Source organism: Rahnella bonaserana (genome assembly GCF_019049675.1).
In the GTDB taxonomy this organism is placed as follows: Bacteria; Pseudomonadota; Gammaproteobacteria; order Enterobacterales; family Enterobacteriaceae; genus Rahnella; species Rahnella bonaserana.
In genome coordinates this window covers 169687-194509 of sequence record NZ_JAFMOW010000062.1, presented here as the reverse complement: position 1 = coordinate 194509, position 24823 = coordinate 169687, and the positions used below count along the sequence as shown (strand labels likewise).

Genomic DNA, 24823 nt, shown 5'->3' with positions numbered 1-24823 from the left:
AAACCTCATTAATGACAAGCCGACCGCAAACCCGCGCCACACTTTACGTGGCAGGCAATATCAACGTGGATTTGATCATGAGCACGCTGCATGAATGGCCGAAAAAAGGCACGGAAGCGATGCTGGAAAGCAGCTCACTGCGCCCCGGCGGTTCTGCCGGAAATTGCGCGCTGGCGCTGTCGGCGCTTGGAGCCCCCTTTCGTCTGGTCGCGAATCAGGGCAATGACCAGTTCAGCGGCTGGCTGGCGGCTATGTTCCCGGAAAGCGCAGCACTCTGGCCGACTTATGACTGCGAAACCTCGCTGACCTTTGGCGTGACGCATCCGGATCACGAGCGGACGTTTTTCAGCAATCAGGGGCATATCGTCCGTTTATCCATGCAGGACGTACTGGCACAAATCCCGCACACCGCGCAATCCGGCGACTGGGTATTGCTGTGCGGTACCTGGTTGTGTACCGCACTTTATGCTGACTATCCGCAACTGCTGGCAGCGCTGAAACAACGGGGTTATCAGGTAGCCATCGACAGCGGCTGGCCGCCACAAGACTGGAGCGATGCGTTACGTGAACAGGCGGCAAAATGGCTGCCGTATTGTGATGCGCTGCTGCTCAATGAAGTGGAAACGCTCGGGCTGGCGGACGCTGAAACGCTGGATTCTGCCGCGCTGAGTTTGCTGGCACAGATGCCTGAAAATGCTTTTTTCGTCGCGAAATGTGGTCCCGGAGGTGCGCGTTTATGGGCGAAAAACCTGACGTTGCATCAGCACGCCGAACCGGTGGATGTGGTCGATACCATTGGTGCCGGAGACAGTTTTAATGCCGGATTTTTATCGGCGCTGATTTATGGCCTGCCGCCTGCCACGGCGCTGCAATGGGGAGTGCGCGTCGCCGGTTGTGCGATCAGCAGTTCCCCGCGCCGTTATCCTGACTGGCAATCGCTTTTTGGCCTTGTGGAGAAAATCTAAATGGCTCTGGTAGAACTGGTAAAAGTCGCCAAACATTATGGCAAAGTGCAGGTCCTCAAACCGCTGGATCTCACCATTCCTGACGGAAGTTTTACCGTACTGGTCGGTCCGTCTGGCTGCGGAAAATCCACGTTGCTGCGCCTGCTGGCGGGGCTGGAATCGCTGTCTGACGGCGACATTCTGCTCGATAAACAGCAGATCAATAATTTTGACCCTGCGGATCGAGATATCGCGATGGTGTTCCAGAGTTATGCGCTGTACCCGCATCTGACCGTTGCAGAAAACATGGCGTTTCACATGCAGGTGAAAAAGGTACCTAAGGCTGAACAGCAGGCTAAAGTGCAGCAGGCCGCGAAAGTGCTGGGGATTGATCATCTGCTGAAACGTCTGCCAAAAGATTTGTCCGGCGGTCAGCGTCAGCGTGTGGCAATGGGACGTGCGCTGGTGCGTAATCCGAAAGTGTTTCTGTTCGATGAGCCCCTTTCCAACCTCGATGCCCAGTTGCGCATGGAATTACGGGCAGAAATCAAATCGCTCCATCAGCAGTTCCGTACCACTACAGTGTACGTGACGCACGATCAGATAGAGGCGATGACGCTGGCCGATAACATTGTGGTGATGAAAGACGGTTTTATCGTGCAACAGGGTGATCCGCTGTCCATTTACGACAAACCGGTGAATACCTTTGTCGCGCGGTTTATCGGTTCGCCGCCCATGAATCTGCTCAGCGGCGTATTCCAGAATATCGACGGGCAGCCGGGCGTCACCTGCAATCAGTTGTGGTTCGCACTGCCGGAAAAATGGGCATTGCAGGCACGGCATTCCGAAGGCCAGCCGGTCACTCTCGGCCTGCGACCGCACGACATCAGACCGGTGCAGCACAGCCCACAACCGGCAGCCACCTTGCGCTTGCTGGAAGTCACCGGTGAAAGCAGCCTGCTGCATATCGACTGGAGCGGTTTCCCGCTGCATGTGCAGTTCGCCGGACGCGCCCGCGTCAGCGACGGTCAGCCGTTGTATCTGGAAGCTAACAGCGAAGCCATACATCTGTTTGACGCAGCCACGGGTGAAAGGCTGGCAGAAGTTTAAGTTTTGATTCCACAGTCTCTCCCGCATCGGGGGAGACGCTTAATCATTGACGCTTTCCGGCGATGCGCTATGCTCAGACTTTGCCTGTTTCATTAGCGCGCTTACCTTCTATGAGCTTCTTCTCAAACAAAAAATTCTCTCTTCCGCCGGGTTCTGCGTTGCCGCTGCTGGTCGCCGGGGCTTTCTTTATGGAAAACCTCGACGCCACGGTGATTGTCACCGCACTGCCGCAGATGGCGAAAGATTTCGGCGTGCATCCGGTGGATATGAACATCGGCGTTTCGGCCTATATTCTGACGCTGACCGTTTTTATCCCTGCCAGCGGCTGGATTGCTAACCGTTTTGGTACGCGCAATGTGTTCTCAATGGCACTTGTCCTGTTTACCCTCGCCTCGGTGCTGTGTTCCGCCAGCGTCAGTCTCGGCACCTTTACCGCTGCGCGCATGTTGCAGGGGTTCGCCGGTGCGCTGATGGTGCCCGTCGGGCGACTGGTGGTACTGAAGAATACTCAAAAATCGGATCTTATCCGCGCTATCGCCACCATCACCTGGCCGGGACTTGTCGCGCCGATCCTCGGGCCACCGCTCGGCGGTTTCATCACCACTTACGCTTCCTGGCACTGGATTTTTATCCTCAATGTTCCGCTGGGTGTTGTCGCGCTGCTGTTTGCCCGCCGACTTATCCCGCAGATCCCGGGCGAAAAAGGCGTGCCCTTTGATCTCACTGGTTTCGTACTAACCGGCATTGCCTGCCTCGGACTGATCTTCGGACTGGATAAATTCAACGAAGGAACTTTCGACTGGAAACCGTTCGCCATGATAGGCGCCGCGCTCGTGGCCGGCGCGCTGGCGATAAGGCATTCGAAACGTGCCGCGCACCCGCTGTTACCGCTGGTGGCGCTGAAAATAAAAAGTTACGCCGTCACAATTTATGGCGGTTCGCTGTTTCGCGTGGCCATCGGTGCCCTGCCTTTCCTGCTGCCGCTGATGTTCCAGCTGGCCTACGGCATGAGCGCTTTTGATGCCGGTTTACTGGTGCTGTCGGTCTTCGCCGGAAATCTGGCGATGAAGCCTTTTACCTCGGCGATTTTGCATCGTTTCCGTTTTAAGTCGATTATGCTGGTTAACGGCCTGCTGAATTGTGCGACTATTTTTGCCTGTGCGTTACTCACGCCACAAGTCCCGACCGCACTGACATTATTGCTGTTATTCGCCAGTGGCATGACCCGCTCCATGCAATTCACGGCGCTCAATACCCTGGCTTTTTCCCAGGTTCCGGCCGGGCAAATGAGTGGCGCGAATACCCTTTTCAATACGGCACAGCAGCTTTCTACCGGTCTCGGAATTGCTATCGGCGCGCTTTCCCTGCGCATTGCCGAACATTTCTTACCGGCCAGCGATACATTGCGGATCGACACGTTTCACATTGCCTTTATCATCATTGGTCTGTTTTCTCTGGCGGGGACGCTCGACAGCCTGACGCTCGATAAAACCGCAGGCGATGAAATACGGCGTAAAAAAGAATCTGTACCCCGACCGGCTGTGCCGGAAAAATAAAGGCGCAGTCAGACTGAAATCACGTTTCCAAAAAATGGAGAAATACCATGGAATACCGTTTGTTAGGCCATTCTGGTCTGAAAGTTTCAGTTCTCAGCCTGGGCACCATGACGTTTGGTGGTCAGGGTAAATTTGCCAAAACCGGACAAACTGATGTCGGTGCCGCCCGGCGCCAGATTGGTCTGTGTCTCGACGCCGGAATTAATCTGTTCGATACCGCCGACGTGTATTCAGGCGGTGAATCAGAAGTTATTTTAGGCAAGGCACTGGGCAGTAAACGCCACGATGTGCTGGTCGCCAGTAAAGCCCGCTTCCCGATGGGCGAAGGCCCTAACGATCGCGGCTCGTCCCGCCACCATATTCTGCGCGCCTGTGAAGCCAGCCTGAAACGTCTGAATACCGATTATCTGGATTTGTATCAACTGCACGAATGGGACGGCCTGACGCCGCTGGAAGAGACGTTGCGCGCACTGGACGATCTGGTTTCCAGTGGCAAAGTGCGTTATGTCGGCGTGTCGAACTTTTCCGCCTGGCACATCATGAAAACACTGGGCGTGGCGCAGACGAATCATTATATCCGCCCGGTCAGCCAGCAGATTCATTACACCCTGCAGGCGCGTGAAGCTGAATATGAACTGCTGCCGGTGGCGCAAGATCAGGGGCTTGGCGTACTGGTGTGGAGTCCACTCGCTGGCGGTCTGCTTTCCGGTAAATATCGCCGTAATCAGGCGGCGCCTGAAGGTACACGCCATCTGGCTGACTGGGGCGAACCACCGGTGCGCGATGAAAGCGCGCTGTACGATGTTGTCGATGTGCTGGTGGACATCGCTGAAGCCCGCGGTGTTTCTGCGGCACAGATTGCGCTGGCGTGGCTGATTGCCCGTCCGCAAGTCACGTCAGTCATTGTCGGCGCACGTAACGATGCACAGTTACAGGACAACCTGCTCGCCGCTAATTTAACCCTCAATAACGAAGAAATTGAAAGACTTAATAAAGTCAGCCAATTGCCTTTGTTGTATCCTTACTGGCATCAGGCGCAGACCGCACCCGATCGTCTTTCGTCGGCGGATTTATCGCTGATCGCGCCGTATCTGAAGAAGTAACAGCAACAAAATGATACGTACTGAGACCGGTTGATGATGCCGGTCTCGTTATTTTTGTGTTAATACTTACAGAGTTTCTTTTGTGCGCCTGGTGCGCACCTTGCTTAAAACAGAGGATTACCGGGATGATTATTTTTGTTACCGGCGCCACCGCCGGATTTGGTGCAGAAATCGCACGTAGATTTGTTAAAGAAGGCCACAAAGTGATTGCATCCGGCCGCCGTAAAGAGCGTCTGGACGACCTGAAAGCCGAGCTGGGAGACGCACTTTACGCCGTTGAACTGGACGTGACTAACCGCGCCTCCATTCAGGACGCCATCGACAGCCTGCCTGCTGACTGGCGTGACATCGACGTGCTGGTGAACAACGCCGGTCTGGCGCTGGGTCTGGAAAAAGCCGATAAAGCGTCGCTGGAAGACTGGGACAAGATGATCGACACCAACACTAAAGGTCTGGTGTACATGACCCGCGCGGTTCTGCCGGGCATGGTTGAGCGTGATATTGGTCATGTAATTAACATCGGTTCTACCGCAGGTAACTGGCCTTATGCTGGCGGGAACGTTTACGGCGCGACCAAAGCGTTCGTCCGTCAGTTCAGCCTGAATCTGCGCTCCGATCTGCACGGCACCCATGTTCGCGTCACCAACATCGAACCGGGCCTGTGCGGCGGAACAGAATTCTCGAATGTGCGCTTTAAAGGCGATGACGAGAAAGTCAGCAAAACCTACGACAATACCAACCCGCTGACCGCTGTGGATATCGCAGAATCCGTTTTCTGGGTTTCAACCCTGCCTGCGCACGTCAACATCAACAGCATCGAAATGATGCCTGTCAGCCAGTCGCTCGCCGGTTTGCAGGTTCATCGCGAAGCGTGATAGTGCTTGCTGATTTACAACAAAAGCAGCTTCGGCTGCTTTTTTATTACCTGTTTTATTTCCTGTATTTTCTCAGGCTAACAAAAAAGGCGCGGCAAACGTGCCCGCGCCTTTCTGATAACTGAATGCGTATTAGGCGCTCAGCCAGCCCAGTTTAATCACGAACAGAATGGACAGCACAACCAGCGCTGCATTGAGTTCACGTGCACGGCCGGTCAGCAGTTTTGCCAGCGTCCAGGTGATGAAACCAAACGCGATACCGTTAGCAATAGAGTAGGTAAATGGCATGGTCAGCGCAGTCACGGTCACCGGAGCGGCAACCGTGATGTCTTTCCAGTCGATTTCTGCCAGACCTGAGGTCATCAGAACCGCGATGAACAGCAGCGCTGGTGCAGTTGCGAATGCCGGAACACTGCCCGCCAGCGGCGCAAAGAACAGGCTCAGCAGGAACAGGATCGCGACCACAATCGCGGTCAGACCGGTACGTCCGCCGGCACTCACACCCGCAGCAGATTCGATATAACTGGTGGTTGTCGACGTCCCCAGCAGAGAACCGAACAACGCAGCGGCGCTGTCAGCCACCAGCGCACGGCCCATTTTCGGGATATTGCCGTCTTCATCCGCCAGCCCTGCACGTTTGGTCACGCCAATCAGGGTGCCTGAGTTGTCGAACACATCCACGAACAGAAACGCGAACACCACGCTAATCAGCGAAACGTTGAATGCGCCCTTGATGTCCAGTTGCATAAAGGTTGGCGCAATCGACGGAGGCAGAGACATCACGCCGCCAAACGGCGAGTAACCCAAAGCGATAGCCAGCACGGTCACGGCCAGCACGCCGATCAGTACCGCGCCAGTGATTTTACGCGCTTCCAGCACCACGATCAGAATGAAGCCGAGCATAGCAAACAACGGGCCAGGCTTGGTCAGATCACCCAGGCCCACCAGCGTTGCCGGGTTAGCCACGACGATACCGGCGTTTTCCAGCGCAATCAGCGCCAGGAATAAACCAATACCTGCCGCAATCGCCGAGCGCAATGGCAAAGGAATACTGCGGATAATCCATTCGCGGATTTTAAAGATGGATAACGCGAAGAAAATACAGGCTGAAAGGAAAACAGCACCCAGCGCGATCTGCCAGGTGTAACCCATGTGCAGCACGACGGTATAGGTGAAGAAGGCGTTTAAACCCATACCCGGCGCCAGGGCGATCGGGTAGTTGGCAATAAAGCCCATCAGTGCGGAACCGATTGCGGCAGCAAGACAAGTTGCCACAAAGACCGAGCCTTTATCCATCCCCGTCGCGCCCAAAATAGACGGGTTAACAAACAGAATATAGGCCATTGCTAAAAATGTAGTCAGTCCTGCCACAATCTCAGTCCGCACGTTAGTACGGTGAGCTTTTAACTTAAATAGTTTTTCTAACATGAGAAGGTATCTCTTGGTCGCATGATCACGTTGAGTCTGGTTTTCAAACATGCACGCTTGTTATTAGTGTTGTTTTTCAAAACACGATCATGTGCCAGCAGTGCAAATGCCACCGTTCGCCCCGCTTTCCATCACTGATTGCGGCACACGAGCTAAAACGTGTTTTGACGAACCCTGTCATTTGCCCGTTTTGACTGTAAAACAACCTGAGGTGGTTGTTTTACAAAGGGGCATCGCACAATCTAGGAAAAATGAGTGATGCAGTCCATAATAGATATCTCACTTATTCACTGCATAAATTAGTACACCCATGTCTCCATTCTCCCGTTTTTCGCAATATTTTACCGAAGTCGCCCGAACAGGAAGTTTGCGCAAAGCGGCGGAAGCGCTGCATGTCTCCGCCTCAGCCATTAACCGGCAGATATTGCAGGCCGAACAGACGCTGGAAACCCCGTTATTCGAACGCCTGCCCACCGGCCTGAAACTGACCTCAGCGGGCGAAATTTTGTTTGATGACATCCGCCGCTGGCGAAAAGAGTTTTCCCGTACAAAGGAACGCTTCGATGAGATCCAGGGATTGCGTCGCGGACACGTCACTATTTCTATGATCGCAGCACTCAGCGAGGGAATGGTGGCAGAACTGATTGCGGAAGTGGGCGCAGAACATCCTTACCTGACCTTTGATATCCGGATAGAAGACAGCCGGAATATCAGCGAACAGGTCAGCTCGGCAGAGGTCGATTTCGGATTGTTGCTGGATCCGGTTGAGCATACCGGGCTGGAAGTGCGGGCTTTCGCGGAATTACCCATTGGCATTGCCATGCCGGTCGGACACGAACTTTCACAGCAGGAATCGCTGTCTTTCAGCGATATCGCCTCCTACCGGCAGATCATTCCCTCGGAACCGCTGATGGTGAATGCCCGCGCCAGATTGCTGTACAACCGTTATCAGTTGCTGGAAACACCGTCGATCGTCTGCAATGACGTGCGCATGATGCGCGAACTTATTCGTAAAGGCGCCGGTGTTGGCGTGCTCAGTCTGCTGGATGTTTTGCCTGACTTACAGGAAAAGCGGCTGGCCTTTGTGCCGTTGCAGGGGCGAACGGCCAAACCGCTGACACTGGCTCTGTGCGTTGCGCCACGCCGTCAGCTGTCCCGTGCTGCGCAAATCGTGATTCAGAAAGTCATTGTGCTGATGGAAAGATTATCGCAGTAATCGCTTATGAGGCTTTCCAGCCTGAAATAATAATCAGCATCCCCGCCAGTGCAACGCACGCGCCCAGCCAGTCGGGGGTGCTGAGTTTCACGCCATCGACAAACCGCAGCCATAACATTGCGGTCATGACATACACGCCGCCGTAAGCCGCGTATACCCTGCCGCTCGCCGCCGGATGCAGGGTCAGCAACCAGACAAACGCCGCCAGACTGAGAGCCGCCGGAAGCAGCAGCAATATACTGCCGCCTTTGCGCAGCCAGAGATAAGGTAAAAAGCAGCCGATGATTTCCGCCAGCGCTGTGGCAAAGAAGAGTAAAGATGTTTTGAGCATAGTTGAGCCAGGTTTACAGTGCGGACTTCAATAACATATCAACCAGTTTACAGGCAAAGGGTGACGCCATTCAGGCGGGTGTTATAATTCATAGATTCGCCTGAGCGATGTGTAAATTAAAAGGATTAGCTAATGAATACAACGTTTATAACCCGACTGACGCGCGCCATGCTTCCTGTTGCTTTGCTGGCCATGACCGCTGGCTGGCAGGTTCCTGTGCAAGCTGCCACCAACTGTGCGGGCGGAACCTGTGTCTTTGGCGGTACCGGCAATGATGCCATGACCAACGAAGAAGCACGTCAGAGCAAAGAACAGTGGGATGAAACCCAGCGTCTGCGCGCGATGAAAAATCAGCGTAATGAGAAGGACTTCTCCAAATATGACAACTCCATAGATCTGCGCGATAAGTGTGAAGCCAGCCAGAACATTAATGCGTACTGGGAACCGAACACTGAACGCTGTCTCGACCGCCGCACAGGCCGTCAGCTGATGGCGCCGTAATCATTTCCTGCCAGATTGTCTCTCCACTGGGGCAGTAAATCTTACCGCCCCTGCATATCTGCTAGACTTATTGATACTGCGGTTCTCATAAAAGGAATGAATGATGAAAAAGACACTCTTAGCTGGTCTCGCTGTCGTGATGCTTGCACCTCTGATGGCACAGGCATCCTGTGAAAGCGTCAAAGCAGACATTACCCAAAAAATTGTAGCAAACGGTTTGCCTGAATCCGGGTTCAAACTTGATATCGTTCCTAACGATCAGGCTGACCAGAGCGGTGGCCAGGTCGTCGGTCATTGTGGAAATGACAGCCAGAAGATTGTTTATACCAAAACTGCGGATGCGGGAGACAGCTCGGCTGCCAGCCCGAAAACCGGCACAAGCCAGGACTCGCAGTAACGTCGTAGTTTTGCTCCACACCCTTCCTCGTTCAGAGGGAGGGTTCATCCCTGCCCCCTTTACATAATTCACTCGCAAATTATTCACTAGCAAATAATTCACCCGCATATAATTCACCCGGCCTGTCGCGCTCAGTAATACCCCTTTATTTGCCCGCATCCTGTAATGCACAATTTTCATATTAGCTTATGAAGATAATGAATTTCTCACATAGTAAGTTGCCGTTTAAGGTGATACCTCCTGCCAGCGCAGACTTTCATTCGCTGGCCTCATCTGAGGAGTGACAGCTTATGAGCGTGCAATTTATCGGTATGATCGGCCATCGTCTGGCTTCTGAAATCATCCCGCCGACCGGTCCGATTTTCGATAAAAAATACATCGCCGATTTCGCCAGAGCCCATGAAGATGCGGGTTTTGACCGTATTCTGGTGGCTTACGCCTCCGATCAGCCTGACGCCTTTCTGGTCACGGCGCACGCCGGTGCCAGCACTTCCCGTATCCATTTTCTGCTGGCGCATCGTCCGGGCTTTGTCGCCCCGACACTGGCAGCGCGCAAACTTGCCACGCTGGATCACCTGCTGGAAGGACGCGTCGCCGTGCATATCATCAGCGGCGGCAGTGACGCAGAACAGCGTCGTGACGGCGATTTCAAGCCGAAATCTGGTCGCTATCAGCGCACGGACGAATATATCGATGTGCTGAAACAGAGCTGGTACTCGGAAACGGGCTTTGATCATCAGGGTGAGTTTTATCAGGCAGAAAACGCTTTCTCCGCCATTAAGCCATATCAGAAAAAGCTGCCGGTATTTTTTGGCGGATCTTCTGATGACGCCATTCGCGTTGCCGGAAAACAGGCAGACGTGTTCGCGCTGTGGGGGGAGCCGCTGGAAAGTGCGGCGGAAACGGTCGCAGCAGTGAAAGCGTCTGCGGCAAAACATCAGCGGGAGGTCGATTTCAGTATTTCCTTCCGCCCGATCCTCGGTAAAACCGAAGAAGAAGCCTGGGCCAAAGCCGACGAAATCCTCGCGAAAGCCACCGCGCAGCAGGCTGAAAAAGGTCAGGCGCTGGCGGCTAAACCGCAAAGTGTCGGCGCGCAGCGTTTACTGAAGGCCGTTGCACAAGGCGACCGTCTGGATTCCTGCCTGTGGACCGGCATTGCCGGACTGATTGGCGGTGGTTCTAACTCAACAGCGCTGGTCGGCACGCCGGAACAAGTCTCCGATGCCCTGCTGAAATATTACGATCTGGGGATCACCACTTTTCTGATCCGCGGTTTTGACCCACTCAACGACGCCGTCGAGTACGGCAAGAGTCTGATCCCGCTGACGAAACAGAAAATCGCTGCGCGTCAGGCACTGAATAAAACCACCGCAACCACGCTGGTATAAGGAACCCTGATGCGAGTGAATGTGAAAAATCTTCTGTTGCTGGTTTCGCTGATTGGCAGCGCCTTGGCAGTCAATGCCGGACAAATCACCCTGCGGGTAGCCGACCAGAAAGGCAATATGCGGGCGCAACTGGAGGCAGCCAATAAGCTGGATAATTTGCCGTACAAAATTGAGTGGTCAGAATTCCCTGCCGCCGCGCCACTGGCCGAAGCGCTGAATGCGCAGGCGGTAGATGTCGGTATTATCGGTGATGCGCCCTTGTTATTTGCCGAAGCCGCAGGCGCGCAAGTGAAAGCGATTGCCGTGGATAAATCGGACGCCTATGGCACCGCGCTGCTGGTAAAACCGGACAGCCCGATTAAAAGCGCAGCGGATTTAAAAGGTAAAAGCATTGCCACAAATCGCGGTTCCATTGGACATTTTGTGGCGCTAAAAGCGCTGGCGTCTGCCGGACTGTCGGCCAAAGACGTGACCTTCCGTTTTCTGCCGCCGAGCGATGCCAAACTGGCGCTGACCCAGGGTTCCGTGGATGTCTGGGCAACCTGGGAACCTTACACCGCCTTCGCCGAAACACAGGATCATCTGCGGGTTCTGGTGAATGGCCGGGGTTTATGGTCGGGCAACAGTTTCCTGGCAGCAACAGACACCGCGCTTAAGGATAAAGCCAAACGTGAGGCGATTGCCGACTACCTGCAACGTCTGAGCGATGCACAAGTCTGGGCATATAAAAATCTGGATGCGTACAGTGAGAAACTGGCGAAAATCATCGGCTTCCCGCTGGACGCGGCGAAACTGGGGTTTGAGCGTCGTAAATCCTACTGGCAACCGATTGATGCCGCGACGGAAACGCAGCAACAGCAAACGGCTGATTTCTATCATGCTCAGGGATTACTCCCTGTCGCCCTGAATGTCACCGGCACGTTTGACCATTCGTTCCTGCTAAAATAACTGCCTTTGAAATCACGGCACCGGCGTTCAGCAGGTGCCTGTTTTCTTCACGACAAAACCTGCCCACCTTCATTACGCTAATCAACCTTGTCGTTAATAAGATGAAGTTAACGGACTGAAGTTAACATGCTGATAGTGTGAACTATCACCCTGTAACCAAATGCCGGACGTGGTTAATAGTAGACGTCGCCCGAAATCAGGCTTAGCTAACAGGATACAGCATGGAAAATTACGCCAACAAAAGCGGTGATTCACAGGTTGTCAGCTTCCAGATTGATGCCAATTCGATCAAAGTCCGTTTCAAGAATAACCACGTTTATCTTTACGACATCCGCCACCCCGGCCCTGAACATCTTGAGAAGATGAAGGAACTGGCCCGTGCAGGATGGGGCTTAAATACCTACATCGAAAGCGAAGTGAAAACCGACTTCTCCTCCAAAGTATTCTGAAATCTTGCACAATCACCGGGTGGATGTGAGCCATTTGCCCGGTGATTTCAAAACCAATTACACCTTGTTAACAATCATTTGTGACAATCCCCGATTTTCAGGCCGGGAAGTTTGATGTGAATCTCAGGGACAAAAAAGGCGCCGAAGCGGCGCCTTTTACGTTCAGAAAATCGAATCAGATTTTCAGTTTCACGTAATCAATCGCACGGCTGATGATCCCGCCTTCTGCGACATCTTCCAGTGCCACCAGCGGCACGGTTTTGATGACTTTGCCGTTATCTACGATATTAATGTTGCCGAGCTCCTGACCTTTTTTCAGTGGCGCGTCAATCTGCGGATTGGTCAGCACATACTGCGCTTTCAGTTTATCGGCATCGGCCTGCGGTACGCTGATAAACACATCACTCTGTGAACCGACTTTCACCTGAGGAGTCGCACCAAACCAGACGTGCTCATCCGAAACGGTCTGACCCGCTTTGAAAATCTGTTTGCTGGTGTATTCGCGGAAACCCCAGGTCAGCAGTTTACGCGCCTGTTCTTCGCGCCCTTTTGAGCTTTTACCGCCCATAACGACTGCGATCAGACGACGATCACCCTGCGTTGCAGAGGCAATGATGTTGAAACCGGCACTTTCGGTGTGACCGGTTTTCAGGCCATCCACCTGCAGATTTTTATCCCACAGCAGGCCGTTACGGTTTTGCTGAGTGATGTTGTCGTATGTCAGTGATTTCTCAGCGTACATGCGATATTCCTCAGGCTCACCGCCGATAATGGCACGTGACAGCTTCGCGAGGTCATAAGATGTGGTGTACTGACCCGGTGCATCCAGACCATGTACGGTTTCGAAATGGGTGTTCGTCAGGCCAAGGCTGGTGACGTACTGATTCATCATGCCAACGAATGAGTCCTGACTGCCTGCGACATAATCGGCCATCGCCACACAGGCATCGTTACCGGACGTGATGATGATGCCGCGGATCAAATCACGCACGCTCACGCGGTCACCCGGTTTAAGGAACATCAGCGAAGAACCTTCCAGACTCTTGTTACCGGCAACCCAGGCTTCCTGAGGTACCGTGACCACATCGTCCATGGTGATTTTTTTATGATCCAGTGCGCGGTCAATGACATAACCTGTCATCAGTTTGGTCAGGCTGGCCGGATTGCGGCGGTCATCCGGGTTACCGGCAGCCAGCACATCACCACTGGCATAATCCATCAGCACAAAAGAAGCCGCATCAATACTCGGCGGAACAACAGGGAAATCCAGTGGTGCGATAGCTTTCGCACTGCCTGCGGAGAACATCAATACACAAGATAAGACACTAATTACACTACGTTTCACTGAATCTTCCTTAAACGCGCTACAGAGTCGGGGCATAAACTGAGCCGCACTCTATACAAAAAACCTATGGATTAAAAATCTGCGGCATAGGTTGCACTAAAACCCCTCGCAGAAAAACCCTTAGTCTTTTGCTAAGCATTTCATAATGAAACGATACTGTTACAACTTGTGTTAATTTCAGCCGAAAACCACATCCTGCGAGGTCATTAGCTTTCATTATCACAACCCGCTGTTTTCAAACTGATTGGCATTGCGCTCCCATCCCTGATTTTTAAACGCTATTTGCGTTATTCCCCGATATTTTCCTGCGATAGAGCGCTTCTATCACACCATCATGGCATTCGATTAGACGGGAGCGCATACCCCTCCTAAACTTGTGACATAAAATTAACATTCCGGTTAACAATTCATCGTTACGGCTGTTTAAAATCAGACAAAAATCACCTGCGAAGCATAATTATGAAATTCAAAACTGAGATCAAACCCTACCACGGCGCTGCCGGCGGCTGGGGCGCACTGGAATCAACCACCCGTTTCGTCTTCGACAGTAAAAAAGTTCTGTCTAACCTGCGTAACCTGATGCGTGTTAACAAAGGTCGCGGATTTGACTGTCCGGGCTGTGCCTGGGGCGATGACAACCACAGCACCTTCAGTTTCTGTGAAAACGGCGCGAAAGCCGTCAGCTGGGAAGCCACCCGTAAAGCCGTTGAGCCTGAATTCTTCGCCCAACACAGCGTGAGCAAACTGCGCGAACAAAGCGATTATTTCCTGGAATACCAGGGGCGCCTGACTCACCCGATGCGTTATAACCGCGAAACTGATCATTACGAACCTGTCAGCTGGGACGCGGCTTTCGCGCTGATCGCCAGTCATCTTAAAGGTCTGGAAAGCCCGGATCAGGCAGATTTCTACACCTCCGGGCGCGCCAGTAATGAAGCTTCATATCTGTATCAGGTCTTCGGCCGGATGTTCGGTACCAACAATTTCCCTGACTGCTCGAACATGTGTCACGAAGCCAGCGGTGTCGGCCTGAAGCAAAGTATCGGCGTCGGTAAAGGCACCATCCGTCTGGATGATTTTGAAAAAGCCGATGCCATTTTCGTCTTTGGTCAGAACCCGGGCACCAACCATCCGCGTATGCTTCACAGCCTGCGCCATGCGTCTGACCGTGGCGCAAAAGTGGTGAGTTTTAACACCCTGCGTGAACGTGGTCTGGAACGTTTTGCCGACCCGCAAAAACCGCTGGAAGTGGTTACACCGAAAGCCGGTCGCATCAGTGCGGCGTATTATCAGCCAAATCTTGGCGGCGATATGGCGGCCGTGCGCGGTATCGTGAAAGCGCTGTTGCAGACTCACCGCGAGCGCATCGCCTCCGGCCAGCCTTCCCTTTTCGATGAAGACTTTATTGCTGCAAACAGCGTTGGCGTGGATGAGTATCTGGCCGTGGTGGATGCCACCAGCTGGGAAAAAATCACTGAACAGTCGGGTCTGAGCGAACAGGATCTGCGTGAAGCAGCGTCTATTTATATGAACGCCGAACGCGTGATTTGTACCTGGGCGATGGGCATAACGCAGCATAAACACTCCGTTCCGACCGTGCGTGAAATCACTAACCTGCAACTGCTGTTTGGTCAGCTCGGTAAACCGGGTGCCGGTTTGTGTCCGGTTCGCGGCCACAGTAACGTGCAGGGCAACCGCACCATGGGCATTGATGAAAAAGCACCAAAAGCGTTGCTCGATGCGATGGAAAGCCACTTCAAATTCACCCCACCGCGCGTGCCGGGCCATAACACCGTTGAAGCGCTGGAAGCGATGCTGCGTAAAGAAGCCAAAGTTCTGATCTGTCTCGGCGGAAATCTGGCGGCCGCGGCACCGGATACACCGCGTACCGAACGGGCGCTGAGTAATCTTGAGTTGTCTGTGCAAATCAGCACCAAACTCAACCGCTCTCATCTGACGCCGGGCAAAGAAGCGCTGATCCTGCCAACACTGGGCCGTACCGAACTGGATATGCAGGCCACCGGTTCGCAGTTCATCACCGTTGAAGACTCCTTCAGCATGGTGCATGCGTCTGAAGGTGTCGGCATTCCGTTATCGAAAGAACAGCGTTCCGAAACCGCGATTGTCTGCGGTATCGCCAATGCCGTTCTCGGTGATAAATACCTCGACTGGATGGCGCTGGCTGACGATTACAATCTGATCCGCGACCACATCGAAGCGACCATTCCAGGCTTTAAAGATTTCAATGCACGCTGCGATATTAAAGGCGGCTTCTATTTGGGCAATGCTGCAGCGGAACTGAATTTCAACACGCTCAGCGGCAAGGCGAATTTCAGCGCGGCCCCACTGCCGGACGTGCTGATCCCGATGGGCGACCAGAATGCGCCGTTCACCCTGCAAACTTTGCGTTCACACGACCAGTACAACACCACAATTTACGGCCTTGACGACCGTTACCGTGGCGTTTACGGCCAGCGCGAAGTGCTGTTTATTCACCCGCAGGATCTGGCTGATCTCGGCCTGAAAGACGGCGAACTGGTGGAAATAGAAACGCTGTGGAACGACGGCATCGAGCGTAAAGTGACCGGTTTCAAACTGGTCAGCTACGACATTCCGCGCGGTAATCTGGCGGCTTATTATCCGGAAACCAATCCGCTGGTGCCAATGTCCAGTTTTGGTGACCAGACCCATACCCCGACCTCCAAAGCCGTGCCGGTCACTATCCGTCGCTGCGAGCAAAAAGTCGACCTGCAACGTATTGCATAAGTCGGACTTGCGCGCCCTCGCGCAAATCTCCCCTTTCGCTTCAGGGTTATGAGGCGAAAGGGGTAGATGCCGCTTGCCCGAAGGGACCAGATCGCGTAAAACTGTCTGCCGCTAATCGAGCCACATTAACCCCCAATTCTCTGGACGATATGTTTCAAGATAACCCGCTGCTCGCGCAGCTAAAACAGCAACTTCACTCTCAGACTCCGCGTGTCGAAGGCATCGTGAAAGGCACTGAGAAAGGCTTTGGCTTTCTTGAAGTAGACGGTCAAAAAAGCTATTTCATTCCGCCTCCGTACATGAAAAAAGTCATGCACGGGGATCGCGTCATTGCCTCCCTGCAAACAGAGAAAGAGCGTGAAATCGTTCAGCCGGAAACGCTGGTTGAGCCGTTCCTTAGTCGTTTTGTAGGCCGCGTGACCAGGAAAGACGACCGTCTTTCTATCATTCCGGACCACCCTTTATTACGTGATTCCATTCAGTGCCGCGTTGCCCGCAATATCAATCATGAAGTGAGCGACGGCGACTGGTGTGTGGCTGAAATGCGCCGCCACCCGCTGAAAGAAGGCGATCACAGCTTCCAGGCTGAAATCACCGAATGGATCACCACCGGCACTGACGATCTCGCGCCGTGGTGGGTGACGCTGGCACGTCATAATCTCGAACGTGAAGCGCCAAAATCTGACATCGCAGAACTGCGCGATGAAGGCCTGACCCGCGAAGATCTGACTGCCCTGCCATTTGTCACCATCGACAGCGGCAGCACGCAGGATATGGATGACGCGCTGTATGTGAAAGACAACGGCGACGGCACCCTGCAAATGACTATCGCGATTGCCGACCCGACGGCTTACGTCAGTGAAGGCAGCGATCTCGACAATATCGCCAAAAAACGCGCATTCACCAACTATCTGCCGGGTTTCAACATCCCGATGCTGCCGCGTGAATTGTCTGATGATATCTGTTCTTTGTGGCCGGATGTCAGCCGTCCGGTTCTGGCGTGCTCTGTGACGCTGGGCACCGAAGGTGCACTGGGCAGTGATATTCGTTTCTTTGCCGCGACCATCGAATCGAAAGCTAAGCTGGCCTACGATGATGTGTCTGACTGGCTGGAAGCGGATGAGAAAAGCGAATGGCAACCGGCCAGCGATGTGATTGCCTCGCAAATCCGTCTGCTGAAACGCGTCTGTGACCTGCGCAGCACATGGCGCACTGAACACGCGCTGGTGTTTAAAGACCGTCCTGATTACCGCTTCGTATTGGGTGAGAAAGGCAACGTGCTGGAAATCGTCGCTGAACATCGCCGTATCGCTAACCGCATCGTGGAAGAATCCATGATTGCCGCCAACGTCTGTGCAGCTATCGCCCTGCGCGACAGCCTCGGTTTCGGCGTTTACAACGTGCATACTGGTTTTGATCCGCTGCTGGTAGAAAACGCAGTGACCGTGTTGCAGGCCAACGACGTTGAAGCTAATGCTGAAGAACTGCTGACGCTGCCAGGTTTCTGCGCATTGCGCCGTAAACTGGATGCGCTGCCAACGCAGTTCCTCGACAGCCGTATCCGTCGTTTCCAGACGTTTGCAGAAATCAGCACCACTCCAGGGCCGCATTATGGTCTGGGTCTGGAAGCTTACGCCACCTGGACATCACCAATCCGTAAATACGGTGACATGGTGAATCACCGTCTGCTGAAAGCAATGATCCTGCAACAGTCTGCTGAGAAACCTCAGGACGACATGACCGTTCAGCTGGCAGAGCGTCGCCGTGCTAACCGCATGGCCGAACGTGATGTCGGTGACTGGCTGTATGCGCGCTATCTGGAAGATAAAGTCGGTACTGACGTTAAGTTCAGCGCTGAAATCATTGATGTCACCCGCGGCGGTCTGCGTGTGCGTCTGCAAGACATCGGCGCAGTGGCGTTCATCCCGGCTCCGTTCCTGCACAGCGTGCGCGACGAACTGGTATGCAGTGCTGATACTGGCACCGTGCTGATTAAAGGCGAAGTGGCCTACCGTCAGAGCGATATCATTGATGTGAACATTGCGGAAGTTCGCATGGAAAATCGTAACGTGATCGCCAAACCCGCAGTTTAGGTTTCGCTGTTAGCGGATGTAAAAAACCGGTCTCAGGACCGGTTTTTTTATATGTGAAATTTGCCTTGCCGAAAAAGAGCTCAGTTAGCTCCCTCCCAGCCTCCCCCTTCGCAGGGGCAGGAGCGAAAAGCTTGCCACTCAGATCTGATAGTCAATCACCGGTTCCCCACCCGTCGCAAATACCTTCTCTTTAATCTCATTCACAGACAGTCCCGGATTACACAATTCAATAAACCGCCAGACGTAGTTACGTTGCAATTGCGATTTTTTCAGCCCCAGCCAGACGGTGTTAGCTTCGAACAGATGCTCGGCGTTGATCAGCTGAAGGCCGGTATCACGGGCGGCTTCAAACGCTTTATCCGCCAGAATGCCCACACCCAGTCCGAGTTCGACGTAAGTTTTAATTACATCGGAATCCTGAGCACTGAGCACGATATCGGCGGTGAGCGCGGCGCGGTTAAAAGCTTCATCAAGGCGGGAGCGACCGGTGATCCCCTGACGATAGGTGATTAACGGCAGCTCACTCAGATGTTGCAATGTCACCGGATGCTGCAATGTCAGCGGATGACCTTGCGGAACCACTATCGCGTGATGCCAGCGGTAATACGGGAACGCCGCCACAGCCGGGTCGTTCATCAGTTTTTCGCTGGCAATGGCGACATCCGCCTGCCCGCTCAGCAGCATCGCGAGAACTTCCTGCGGCGAGCCCTGATGTAATTCAAGACGCACACCGGGATAAATCGCGCGGAACGCTTTGATGACTTTCGGCAGGCTGTAACGCGCCTGAGTATGGGTTGTGGCGATAGTCAGAACGCCAGCGTCCTCTTTCGAGAAAACATCGGCCAGACGGCGGATGTTCTGTGCTTCGTTGAGGATCCTTTCGGCGACAGCCAGCAACTCTTTACCGGGCTCCGTGAGTCCCAGCAAACGCTTACCTCGACGGATGAATATCTCAACGCCCAGCTCATCTTCCAGCTCGCGAATATGGCGGCTGACCCCTGACTGTGAAGTGAATAACATGTTCGAGACTTCAGTCAGGTTGTAGTTGCATCGCGCTGATTCCCGTATAATTTTGAGTTGTTGAAAGTTCACCGCTGTCTGCCTCTTGCTTGCCAAAACCCTATTGTTACGATCTGTTGCTATGCCAGACAAATAAGAAAAAGCTGTGTCTTATGCTTTTTCCGACTAACGACGGGATGACACCCGTAAAAAAACGCCGACAGGCGGCGTTTATATCAGGGTGCAGGCGAGCGGTGAAAACGTGCTATTGCGGCACCGGCGTGATGACAGGTTTGTCACTAAATTGCGCGGTGAGGTTCGATAACACCAGCGTCATCATGTTTTCGACGGATTCGGGCGAACGCCCTGCCACGTGCGGCGTGATGACCAGGTTATCCAGTGTCAGCATTTCCACCGGTACTTGCGGCTCGCCATCTACTACATCCAGCGCCGCGCCGGCAATTTCATGATTTCTGAGACTGGCGATCAGCGCCCCGCTGTCCACCACGCTGCCGCGCGCAATGTTAATGACAAATCCTTCCGGCCCCAGCGCGCGAAGGACGTCCGCATCGACCAGCCTGACCGTGTCTTTGCCACCCGGCGTTGCTACCACCAGATAATCAGCCCATTGCGCCAGTCCGGTGACATCCGGGAAATAAGGGTATGGCGTATCCTGCAACGGGCGACGGTTATGATAAGCAATTTCCATATCAAATCCACCCGCAGCACGGCGGGCAATAAGACTGCCGATGTTGCCCATCCCGATAATTCCTAAACGCTTCCCCGCCATTCCTGGTGTATTCCAGCGGGATTTTTTCCATTCTCCGCCCCGCACCGCCGCATCGAATTGCGGGATTTTACGGGTGATCGCCAGCATCAGCGCCAGCGTGTGATCGCTCACGGAAGAATTATTGGTTCCCGGACCATGCGTGACATGAATACCGCGCTGTTTCGCTGCGGCAACATCAATATGTTCAAATCCGACACCCTGCGCGCAAATGATTTCCAGGTCTGGCAGGTTATCCATTTCTGCCGCGCTTAAACCAATACTGCCGATGGTCAGCACCGCGCGGATCTGCTGTGCTATCTGCGGATCCAGAGTGTTACGTTGTTCCGGCGTCGTCGCAAAATAAAGAGTAAAACCGGCCGCTTTAAACCGGTCAGGATAGCCAGCATCAAGATCGACATGGCTGAGTAACGCGATGGTCATGGGAATTCCTCTGGAGAAAGTCAGACAATAACTAGCAGGCTAGTCTTTTCGTTCTCACTATCATTGATGCTCTGCGCCTTGTACAGCTTTTCGACGGTTAACGGGAGAAGTTCCAAACTCCGGTCTACACTCGTTATTATCGTCTGTGCATGCGCAGATGGCCCTTTTTCGGCATTTTTTTGTCAGATTTCCCTGAAATGGAGTGACGTCGAGTATGACAAAGGCCCGGTCAAGCAAGACAAGTAAACCTACCGCCACAACGGAAGAAGTCCGCACAGTTCCTTCACATGCTCAGGTTGATATCGCCGTGGACGAACTCGGCGTGCGGATTATCCATCCCTACAGTGACGGCGAAATTGTTCGCAGTTTCGATTCCGGACATACCACCCGCGTACGTGAAGGATTGCCCGTGCCGCTGGGTGCGACATGGGACGGGCTGGGTGTGAACTTCGCCCTTTTCTCGGCTAACGCCACCAAAGTCGAATTGTGTCTTTTCAATGAAGACGGCGAACAGTACGACGTAATTGAGTTACCGGAATACACCGATGAGGTCTGGCATGGTTATCTGCCCGATGCCCGCCCCGGTCTGCTTTATGCCTATCGCGTGCATGGCCCGTATGCGCCGCATGACGGACACCGGTTTAATCCCGCCAAACTGCTGCTCGACCCGTATGCCAAACAGATTGTCGGTGAGCTGAAATGGGACGATGCGCTGTTCGCCTATGATATGCAGAGCCCGAAAAAAGACCTGCATATTGATAACCGTGACAGCGCCGAGTTTCTGCCTAAGTGTCGCGTGATCGACCCGGCATTCTCATGGGCTCGCTCGCGTAAAAGACACATTCCGTGGGAAAAAACGCTGATCTACGAAACGCATGTTCGCGGTTATACCATGCGCCATCCGGCAGTTCCCGAGCATCTGCGCGGAACCTTTTCCGGCATGAGTACGCCGCACATTGTGGAATATATCCGATCCCTGGGCGTGACATCGGTTGAGCTGATGCCCATTCATGCTTTTACCGATGACCGGCATTTGCAGGACAAAGGACTGCATAATTTCTGGGGGTACAACACACTCAGTTTCTTTGCGCCGCATCCGCAGTATATGGCGACGCAGACCGTAAATGAGTTCAAGCAAATGATTGCCACCCTGCACGCCGCCAATATCGAGGTGATACTGGATGTGGTGTATAACCACACGGCGGAAGGTAACGAACTCGGGCCAACGCTCTCATTTAAAGGCATCGATAACGCCAGCTATTACCGTCTGATGCCGGACAATAAACGTTATTACATCAACGATACCGGCACCGGTAACACCCTCAATCTCAGCCATCCCCGTGTGCTGCAAATGGTTACCGATTCGCTGCGTTACTGGGCGACAGAAATGCAGGTCGATGGTTTCCGCTTTGACCTGGCTACCATTCTCGGCCGCGAAAGCTATGGATTTGATGAAGGCTGCGGTTTTCTCGATACCTGCCGCCAGGATCCTGTTCTCAGCCAGTGCAAACTGATTGCAGAGCCCTGGGACTGCGGTCCGGGCGGTTATCAGGTTGGCGGTTTCCCGCCCGGCTGGATGGAATGGAATGACCGTTTCCGCGATACGGTGCGCAAATTCTGGCGCGGTGATGAAGGCCAGCTGGCGCAGTTCGCCACGCGACTTTCCGGGTCAGCAGATTTGTTCAATCACCGTGGCCGCAAGCCTTACGCTTCCGTGAATTTTATTACCGCGCACGACGGTTTTACGCTCAATGACTGGGTTTCGTATGCCAGTAAACACAACGAAGCCAATGGCGAGAACGGTGAGGACGGTAGCGATAATAACATTTCGGCCAATTATGGCGTGGAAGGCCCGAGTGATGATCCGGCGATCAATGAACTGCGTCTGCGGCAGATGCGTAACATGCTGGCGACGCTTTTGTTCTCGCAGGGTACGCCAATGCTGCTGGCCGGAGATGAGTTTGCGCGGTCACAGAATGGCAATAACAATGCTTATTGTCAGGACACTGAAATTGCGTGGATTAACTGGAATATCGAAGAAAAGGGTCAGGCATTATTACTGTTCACCCATCGTCTGATTGCACTGCGTAAGCGCTTCCCGATTTTACATCGCGGGCGTTTTCTCACCGGCGCGGTACACGAAAAGCTGGGCGTGAAAGATGTCAGCTGGTTCCAGCCACAGGGGCCGGAAATGAGCGATGAAGCCTGGAAAGATCCGCACGCGAAATGCATTGCGATGCTGCTTGATGGCCGCGCGCAACCGACCGGTTTACTGCGTCAGGGGTCATTAAGTACGGTGTTGCTGCTGTTTAATGCCTCACATGAAGACGTGGTGTTCACCCTGCCTTCCGTTGCACACGGCGAAAGCTGGCGGCATATTTTCGACACCTTCCAGCCGGATGACGTTAACGAACATAATTTCGAATTTGGTCGCGAGTACATCTGCACATCCCGCACCGTGGTGCTTTTTGAGCTGATCAGTACCGCAAAACACTAAAACCAGGCAACGCTGTTTCAGTTACTGAGGATCTGAAGCAGCGTTTCCCTTCCCTCTGCCAGCCCTTTCTCGCGGCCAATTGCCTGACGGCTCACGCCTTCAGCACGAATAATGTGGCAATCCGCTACGCCCATCAGTTCCAGAATCGACGCCAGATACGGCTCCTGAAAATCATGCGGGAGAGTTTCCGGGGTGCTGTAAACGCCACCGCGACTTGAAGCAACAAAAGCCGTCTTACCCGGGATCAGCCCGACCACGCCCTGCGGGGTATAACGGAATGTTTTGCCCTTCTGACAGACCTGATCCAGCCACGCTTTCAGGTTGCTGGGAATGGAGTGGTTATACATCGGAGCGCCAATCACCAGCACGTCGCAGGCGATCAGTTCTTCGATTGACTGGTAAATCCCGTCAAGTTCGGCCTGCAACTCTGGCGTGATTGTCACATCCTGCGCGTTGTGTAGCAGGCTCATGGCACTGGCTGAAAGGTGCGGCGGTGGCGTGGTACCGAGATCGCGATAGGTTACGCTGGCCTCCGGATGACGTGAACAAAGTTCCGTCACAATCATCGCCGAAAGTTCACGTGAAACGGACTCGTTAATAAACGGGCTTGAATCGATATGTAATATTTTCATTTTTATGTCCTGCAGGCAGATAGTTAGCGGAATGAACACAGGATAATCGTTGTTCATATGGCCTGAAATATCTAATATGGCAACACATCGTTGCTCTTTTGCAACGATGAATGTGAGAAGCCAGATGAACGATAATCTCAATGATATGGCGCTGTTTGCCGCCGTCGTCCAGCATCAGGGATTCACCGCCGCAGCGCGGGCGCTGGGCGTTTCAAAATCCCTGCTCAGCCGCCGGATTGACGCACTGGAAACCCGTCTGGGGGTTCGGTTACTGCAACGCACTTCCCGCCATTTTTCCGTGACCAGCACCGGCGAGTGCTACGCCATCGAATGCCAGAAACTGCTGCAACAGGCGCAAACGGCACAACAGGTGATTGACGACTTACAGCAAAATCCCAGCGGATTGTTGCGTGTTTGCACACCGGTAATGATGGCGGAAATGATCGTAGCTCCGCTGATGACCGGGTTTCTGACACGTTTCCCGGCTATCACATTGGAACTTCTGGCTATTAACCGCAGCGTGGATTTACTCGAGGAGAATTTTGATGTGACGATACATTCGCACAGCGAACCTCTGGAGGATTCCGGGTTGTACCGCAAACCGCTCGGGACGCTGAATTACGTGCTGGTTGCCAGTCCGTCGTTTATTGCGGCATTACCTGCGCCACCCTCTGTGGATCAGCTGAGTTATCTGCCAACGCTGGCGCGTAAAACACCGTGGGCCGGTTCGCAGTGGGAACTGGTTCATCCGCAGGAAGGAACCCGAAAGGTATCGTTAACCCCCCGCCTGATCAGCAATAATTTACTGGTTTTACATCAGGCGGCGGTGGATGGCATGGGCATCGCATTGTTGCCGGAAATGGCCTGCAAACAAAGTCTGCACGAAGGCAAATTGACGTCTCTGCTACCTGACTGGCAAACGCAGCCGTCTTCCATTTCTGCGTTGTATGCCAGTCATAAAGGCCAGTCACCCGCGCTGAGGGTGTTTCTGGATTTTCTCTCAGAAAAACTGCACGGGGCGATGTAATCCGGACA

At 53.6% G+C, this 24823-nt stretch carries 21 protein-coding genes; 15 read left to right on the top strand and 6 right to left on the bottom strand.

From position 1 onward, the window contains the following. Nucleotides 1-11 precede the first annotated feature (11 nt). The 5 genes from J1778_RS12385 to ydfG all read left to right on the top strand — a co-directional run bounded on the left by J1778_RS12385 (nt 12) and on the right by ydfG (nt 5588). Complete coding sequence (locus tag J1778_RS12385) at nt 12-965, top strand: carbohydrate kinase family protein (RefSeq protein WP_217173416.1); 954 nt, start codon at nt 12-14, stop codon at nt 963-965. Then, nucleotides 966-2054 (top strand): ABC transporter ATP-binding protein, encoded by a 1089-nt coding sequence (locus tag J1778_RS12380; RefSeq protein WP_217173415.1) that lies wholly within the window; start codon nt 966-968, stop codon nt 2052-2054. Between the two features lie 110 nt (nt 2055-2164). Then, entirely contained in the window at nt 2165-3610 is a 1446-nt protein-coding gene (locus J1778_RS12375; RefSeq protein WP_238484683.1) for an MFS transporter, read from the top strand. A 47-nt stretch (nt 3611-3657) separates the two neighbouring features. Then, nucleotides 3658-4713, top strand: a complete 1056-nt coding sequence (locus tag J1778_RS12370; protein ID WP_217173413.1) for an aldo/keto reductase — start codon at nt 3658-3660, stop codon at nt 4711-4713. Between the two features lie 125 nt (nt 4714-4838). Beyond that, the gene (gene ydfG / locus J1778_RS12365; RefSeq protein WP_217173412.1) at nt 4839-5588 is read left to right on the top strand and encodes a bifunctional NADP-dependent 3-hydroxy acid dehydrogenase/3-hydroxypropionate dehydrogenase YdfG; all 750 of its coding nucleotides are present in this window, start codon (nt 4839-4841) and stop codon (nt 5586-5588) included. A 132-nt stretch (nt 5589-5720) separates the two neighbouring features. Here ydfG and J1778_RS12360 read toward each other — a convergent pair whose 3' ends face one another. Next, on the bottom strand, nt 5721-7016 hold the full coding sequence (locus tag J1778_RS12360; protein ID WP_217173411.1) for an NCS2 family permease: 1296 nt from the start codon (nt 7014-7016) through the stop codon (nt 5721-5723). Between the two features lie 310 nt (nt 7017-7326). Here J1778_RS12360 and J1778_RS12355 point away from each other — a divergent pair, with 310 nt between their 5' ends. After that, nucleotides 7327-8232, top strand: coding sequence for a LysR family transcriptional regulator (locus J1778_RS12355; protein ID WP_217173410.1), 906 nt, complete (start codon nt 7327-7329; stop codon nt 8230-8232). Between the two features lie 4 nt (nt 8233-8236). Here the strand turns inward: J1778_RS12355 and J1778_RS12350 are convergent, their stop codons facing one another. Further along, entirely contained in the window at nt 8237-8563 is a 327-nt protein-coding gene (locus J1778_RS12350) for a YnfA family protein (protein WP_217173409.1), read from the bottom strand. Between the two features lie 132 nt (nt 8564-8695). On the opposite strand from J1778_RS12350, the gene J1778_RS12345 reads away from it, so the two are divergent. From J1778_RS12345 to J1778_RS12325, 5 genes are all read left to right on the top strand, one after another. Then, nucleotides 8696-9064: a DUF1283 family protein gene (locus J1778_RS12345; RefSeq protein WP_217173408.1), complete on the top strand. Its 369-nt coding sequence runs from the start codon at nt 8696-8698 to the stop codon at nt 9062-9064. Nucleotides 9065-9167: 103 nt separating this feature from the next. Beyond that, entirely contained in the window at nt 9168-9461 is a 294-nt protein-coding gene (locus J1778_RS12340; protein WP_120134343.1) for a DUF1161 domain-containing protein, read from the top strand. Nucleotides 9462-9751: 290 nt separating this feature from the next. Further along, entirely contained in the window at nt 9752-10849 is a 1098-nt protein-coding gene (locus J1778_RS12335) for an LLM class flavin-dependent oxidoreductase (protein ID WP_217173407.1), read from the top strand. A 9-nt stretch (nt 10850-10858) separates the two neighbouring features. Further along, nucleotides 10859-11797 (top strand): ABC transporter substrate-binding protein, encoded by a 939-nt coding sequence (locus J1778_RS12330; RefSeq protein ID WP_217173406.1) that lies wholly within the window; start codon nt 10859-10861, stop codon nt 11795-11797. 221 nt (nt 11798-12018) lie between these two features. After that, nucleotides 12019-12246 carry a hypothetical protein gene (locus J1778_RS12325; protein ID WP_015697366.1) on the top strand — a complete coding sequence of 76 codons (228 nt, stop codon included), beginning with the start codon at nt 12019-12021 and terminating at the stop codon, nt 12244-12246. A gap of 175 nt (nt 12247-12421) precedes the next feature. On the opposite strand, the gene J1778_RS12320 is transcribed toward J1778_RS12325, so the two are convergent. After that, nucleotides 12422-13591 (bottom strand): serine hydrolase, encoded by a 1170-nt coding sequence (locus J1778_RS12320; RefSeq protein ID WP_217173405.1) that lies wholly within the window; start codon nt 13589-13591, stop codon nt 12422-12424. Between the two features lie 459 nt (nt 13592-14050). Between J1778_RS12320 and J1778_RS12315 the strand changes: the two genes are divergently transcribed. Further along, entirely contained in the window at nt 14051-16357 is a 2307-nt protein-coding gene (locus J1778_RS12315; protein WP_217173404.1) for an FdhF/YdeP family oxidoreductase, read from the top strand. A gap of 149 nt (nt 16358-16506) precedes the next feature. Beyond that, entirely contained in the window at nt 16507-18450 is a 1944-nt protein-coding gene (locus J1778_RS12310; RefSeq protein WP_217173403.1) for an exoribonuclease II, read from the top strand. Nucleotides 18451-18588: 138 nt separating this feature from the next. Here the strand turns inward: J1778_RS12310 and cbl are convergent, their stop codons facing one another. Continuing rightward, on the bottom strand, nt 18589-19542 hold the full coding sequence (cbl, locus tag J1778_RS12305) for an HTH-type transcriptional regulator Cbl (protein ID WP_217148862.1): 954 nt from the start codon (nt 19540-19542) through the stop codon (nt 18589-18591). A gap of 172 nt (nt 19543-19714) precedes the next feature. Next, complete coding sequence (locus J1778_RS12300; RefSeq protein ID WP_217173402.1) at nt 19715-20659, bottom strand: 2-hydroxyacid dehydrogenase; 945 nt, start codon at nt 20657-20659, stop codon at nt 19715-19717. Between the two features lie 214 nt (nt 20660-20873). Between J1778_RS12300 and glgX the strand changes: the two genes are divergently transcribed. Next, the gene (gene glgX, locus J1778_RS12295) at nt 20874-23156 is read left to right on the top strand and encodes a glycogen debranching protein GlgX (protein ID WP_217173401.1); all 2283 of its coding nucleotides are present in this window, start codon (nt 20874-20876) and stop codon (nt 23154-23156) included. A gap of 17 nt (nt 23157-23173) precedes the next feature. On the opposite strand, the gene J1778_RS12290 is transcribed toward glgX, so the two are convergent. Then, nucleotides 23174-23788: an FMN-dependent NADH-azoreductase gene (locus J1778_RS12290; protein ID WP_217173400.1), complete on the bottom strand. Its 615-nt coding sequence runs from the start codon at nt 23786-23788 to the stop codon at nt 23174-23176. 124 nt (nt 23789-23912) lie between these two features. On the opposite strand from J1778_RS12290, the gene J1778_RS12285 reads away from it, so the two are divergent. After that, nucleotides 23913-24815, top strand: coding sequence for a LysR substrate-binding domain-containing protein (locus J1778_RS12285; RefSeq protein ID WP_217173399.1), 903 nt, complete (start codon nt 23913-23915; stop codon nt 24813-24815). Nucleotides 24816-24823 lie beyond the last annotated feature (8 nt).

Excerpts from the sequence above, each read along its gene's own strand:
- J1778_RS12385 (WP_217173416.1), top strand. The coding sequence starts at position 12 with ATGACAAGCCGACCGCAAACCCGCGCCACACTTTACGTGGCAGGCAAT.
- J1778_RS12380 (WP_217173415.1), top strand. The coding sequence starts at position 966 with ATGGCTCTGGTAGAACTGGTAAAAGTCGCCAAACATTATGGCAAAGTG.
- J1778_RS12375 (WP_238484683.1), top strand. The coding sequence starts at position 2,165 with ATGAGCTTCTTCTCAAACAAAAAATTCTCTCTTCCGCCGGGTTCTGCG.
- J1778_RS12370 (WP_217173413.1), top strand. The coding sequence starts at position 3,658 with ATGGAATACCGTTTGTTAGGCCATTCTGGTCTGAAAGTTTCAGTTCTC.
- ydfG (WP_217173412.1), top strand. The coding sequence starts at position 4,839 with ATGATTATTTTTGTTACCGGCGCCACCGCCGGATTTGGTGCAGAAATC.
- J1778_RS12360 (WP_217173411.1), bottom strand. The coding sequence starts at position 7,016 with ATGTTAGAAAAACTATTTAAGTTAAAAGCTCACCGTACTAACGTGCGG.
- J1778_RS12355 (WP_217173410.1), top strand. The coding sequence starts at position 7,327 with ATGTCTCCATTCTCCCGTTTTTCGCAATATTTTACCGAAGTCGCCCGA.
- J1778_RS12350 (WP_217173409.1), bottom strand. The coding sequence starts at position 8,563 with ATGCTCAAAACATCTTTACTCTTCTTTGCCACAGCGCTGGCGGAAATC.
- J1778_RS12345 (WP_217173408.1), top strand. The coding sequence starts at position 8,696 with ATGAATACAACGTTTATAACCCGACTGACGCGCGCCATGCTTCCTGTT.
- J1778_RS12340 (WP_120134343.1), top strand. The coding sequence starts at position 9,168 with ATGAAAAAGACACTCTTAGCTGGTCTCGCTGTCGTGATGCTTGCACCT.
- J1778_RS12335 (WP_217173407.1), top strand. The coding sequence starts at position 9,752 with ATGAGCGTGCAATTTATCGGTATGATCGGCCATCGTCTGGCTTCTGAA.
- J1778_RS12330 (WP_217173406.1), top strand. The coding sequence starts at position 10,859 with ATGCGAGTGAATGTGAAAAATCTTCTGTTGCTGGTTTCGCTGATTGGC.
- J1778_RS12325 (WP_015697366.1), top strand. The coding sequence starts at position 12,019 with ATGGAAAATTACGCCAACAAAAGCGGTGATTCACAGGTTGTCAGCTTC.
- J1778_RS12315 (WP_217173404.1), top strand. The coding sequence starts at position 14,051 with ATGAAATTCAAAACTGAGATCAAACCCTACCACGGCGCTGCCGGCGGC.
- J1778_RS12310 (WP_217173403.1), top strand. The coding sequence starts at position 16,507 with ATGTTTCAAGATAACCCGCTGCTCGCGCAGCTAAAACAGCAACTTCAC.
- J1778_RS12300 (WP_217173402.1), bottom strand. The coding sequence starts at position 20,659 with ATGACCATCGCGTTACTCAGCCATGTCGATCTTGATGCTGGCTATCCT.
- glgX (WP_217173401.1), top strand. The coding sequence starts at position 20,874 with ATGACAAAGGCCCGGTCAAGCAAGACAAGTAAACCTACCGCCACAACG.
- J1778_RS12290 (WP_217173400.1), bottom strand. The coding sequence starts at position 23,788 with ATGAAAATATTACATATCGATTCAAGCCCGTTTATTAACGAGTCCGTT.
- J1778_RS12285 (WP_217173399.1), top strand. The coding sequence starts at position 23,913 with ATGAACGATAATCTCAATGATATGGCGCTGTTTGCCGCCGTCGTCCAG.